The sequence below is a fragment of the Variovorax sp. P4_D9 genome (assembly GCF_056401695.1).
In genome coordinates this window covers 1-2,846 of record NZ_JBFUIU010001006.1, presented here as the reverse complement: position 1 = coordinate 2,846, position 2,846 = coordinate 1, and the positions used below count along the sequence as shown (strand labels likewise).

At 64.9% G+C, this 2,846-nt stretch carries 4 protein-coding genes; all 4 read left to right on the top strand.

Going from position 1 to position 2,846, the window contains the following annotated elements:
• A partial coding sequence (locus tag AC1DY5_RS49955; protein WP_478121729.1) for a hypothetical protein occupies positions 1-302 on the top strand: 302 nt, incomplete at its 5' end.
• Between the two features lie 131 nt (positions 303-433).
• On the top strand, positions 434-973 hold the full coding sequence (locus AC1DY5_RS49950; protein WP_478121728.1) for a DotI/IcmL family type IV secretion protein: 540 nt from the start codon (positions 434-436) through the stop codon (positions 971-973).
• 63 nt (positions 974-1,036) lie between these two features.
• A complete protein-coding gene (locus tag AC1DY5_RS49945; RefSeq protein WP_478121727.1) occupies positions 1,037-1,300 on the top strand; it encodes a hypothetical protein in 264 nt (87 codons plus the stop codon).
• A gap of 150 nt (positions 1,301-1,450) precedes the next feature.
• Positions 1,451-2,545: a DotH/IcmK family type IV secretion protein gene (locus AC1DY5_RS49940; RefSeq protein ID WP_478121726.1), complete on the top strand. Its 1,095-nt coding sequence runs from the start codon at positions 1,451-1,453 to the stop codon at positions 2,543-2,545.
• Positions 2,546-2,846 lie beyond the last annotated feature (301 nt).

Genomic DNA, 2,846 nt, shown 5'->3' with positions numbered 1-2,846 from the left:
TTGCCGAGTGGATCGGGATCGTGGTTGCGGCCATGTCGATTGCCCTTTTGGGCGCCGTGATCTGGACAGTACAGCTGGACTACGAGGTTGTCGCCGTGACGCCGGGCGGAACCCTGGTTCCATTGAACCAGCTCGACGAGAAAAACGAGCAAGCGCGGAGAGCACTTCTCGCAGCGAACACGCCGGCCGCCCAGGTTCGTCCTGAAGCTGCCGTGGCCGCAGGCGCCGCGGCACCAAACCCGACCCCCGCCGCGAAGGCGGCAGCACCCAACACAACGACCCGCAGAAGGGCGAACGAATGAGCGCAGCAACATTGAAGAAGGCTGTGGCCACGAAGGCGGCGGCCGCTACCGGAGCGCCTGCCCGCGCAGGCGGAAGCGCAGCGGCCCAGGTCAGCAAGCTGACGCGCCTGGTGGTATGGCTGGGAATCTCGGTGATTGCGCTCGCGATCGCCTTGATCATCGCGATGGTCTTCGTCACGCGCACCCACCGCGAGGTGATTGCCGCGACACCCGACGGACGCCTGATTCCGGTCGTCCCGCTGGACAAGCCCTATGTGAGCGATGCGCGCGTGCTGGGCTATGTGGACGAATGTGCCCGTGCGGTGTTTAGCCACGACTTCCTGCACTGGCGCACCACGCTCCAGGGCTCGAAGACCTGCTTCACCGAGAAGGGTGGCGATGCCGTCGAAGAGGCGCTTGCACCCTGGGTGAAGGACATCGTTGACCGTGAGCTGACGATGTCTGTGAGCCTGGCGGACACGCCCGTGATCGCCAAGCGAGGCGAATTCAACGGCGCATTCGCATGGCGCGTCCAGGCGCCGATCTCTCTCTTTCGTCGCGGGACGAAGGTGAGCGATATGCCGCGGCCTTTCCTGCTGCAGGTGGTTGTGCGTCGTGTGGGTCTGGATCAGAACCCACGCGGCATCGCGATCGACAGCCTGCAGCTGGTCCCGGATTCGTCCAGGAGCTAGCCCCGCGGGCAGCAATCCCCATCAACCCTCTATCCAATCAAAAGCAATAAGGCGAGAAGCAACATGAGCGCGAACGAATCCCAGCACAACGTCGATCACGAGTCGATCGGCATGTCCGTTGCAAGCGGCCAGATGGATGCCCTGGAGGCGAACCATCCCGAATGGTATGCAACCTACAACGAGGTGCTTTCCGATTCGCTCGCCACCCGTGCGGAACTGGCCGAGCTCTGGGCAACCGCGCCCACGCCGTTCGCCAACGCACTCATCTACGGCAAGTTCGCGATGCGTCTGGAGATCGCTGCGCACACGGGCATCCCGTTCGTCTAATTCTCGCCACGCCAGTTTGATGCTGCGAGCAGTCAAAGTAATAGTTTGCAGCAATGTACTAATATGAACGAAAAATATGATTCCGTAGCGCGGGCGAAGACGCGAACGGCCTTCCGCCTTCGAGTCCGGCCTGCAGCCGCCGCCGCTCTGATGGCGCTGGTCGGCTGCGCGGCGGTGAGTGCGGTGCACGCCCAGGGAGTTTCTCGCGTCTCGAATCCGGCGGCTGCGGCCGGCCCGGTGATGAATCAGCAGCAGCAAGGTGCGCCCGCTGGCGTTCAGCCTCAGAACGGCCCGTCTCCTTTTGGGGGCGCTCCTGCGGGTGCTCTGCCTTCTCCGGCCACTCAGCCCGCGCAGGCCAGTGCCGCCGCCATGCCGACGCCCTATGTGGCGACGACGCAGGCGGTGCTGGACAAGATCGCGCCTCTGACGCCGAAAGAGATCGTGAACCTGCGCAAGCAGATCGATGAGCGTAAGGATGCGTTCACCGAGAACATCACTGGTCGCCCGCCGGCACGCCCCACGAGCACCCAGACGACCGTCGATCTTTCGCCAGGCGGCACGCCGCCGGTGCTGCGCCTCGCGCCGCGCCAGGGCGCGACGATCATGTTCGTGGATGCTGCCGGCCGTCCGTGGCCGGTCGAAGCGGCCGACAACTTCAATGATGCCGGCTATGCGGTGTCCCAGATGGCCGAACACGCCTTCTCGGTCGGCATGAAGCAGCCCCAGATCGGCAACATCGCTTTCAAGCTGAAGGACATCGCGCGTCCGGTGACCGTGACCGTGATGCCGGCGCAGGACTCCACGGATTACAACCTGGACCTGGTCGTTCCCAGGTTCGTGGGCGGCGTCCCGCCCACGGCCATGGCGAGCGCCGCACCGGCGCCGACGCACATGGCTGATGAGCTGATGGCTTACCTGTATCGCACGCCGCCGCGCGAGGCCCGTCGGCTTACCGTTGCCGGCAGCGGCACCGACGAGATCATGGCGTGGCAGATCACCCCCACGAGCATGGCCGTTCGCACGTCCGCCCAGATCCTCTCGCCTGCATGGATGCGCCGCCAGGGATCGTCGGATGGTGTCTTCGTCTACCAGCTCCCGATTACCCCGGTGGTCGTGGTCTCTCAAGGCGGCGAGCTGCGCAATGTGGCGCTCGGCGGCATCAGCGTCGAGCCGGCCGGCTCGAACGCGACCTCAGTTTCGGGGGCCATGTTGTCGAACGCGCGGCTTCAAGGGTCCATCAATTGACAGCGACAGCGCACATGAGCAACGAACAGCAGCAACACGACCACGGCGAACTCGAGTTCGAAGGCGCGGAAAGCCACGAGATCGTGGCGATCCGACCGAGGCGCGCAAGGGCCCGCGCCTGGACCCGGGCGCCAAGCGTGTCATCAAGTTGGTGGCGGGCGCATTCGGCGTTGCTCTCGTGGCCGTCGTCGGCCTCGTCTTCATGGCGAGCGGCAAGAAGGACATGAGCGCCAACGTCGCTCTGCCGGCGCGCACGACCGGCACGCAGACGGATGTCGTGCAAACCGACTATGAGAAGGGC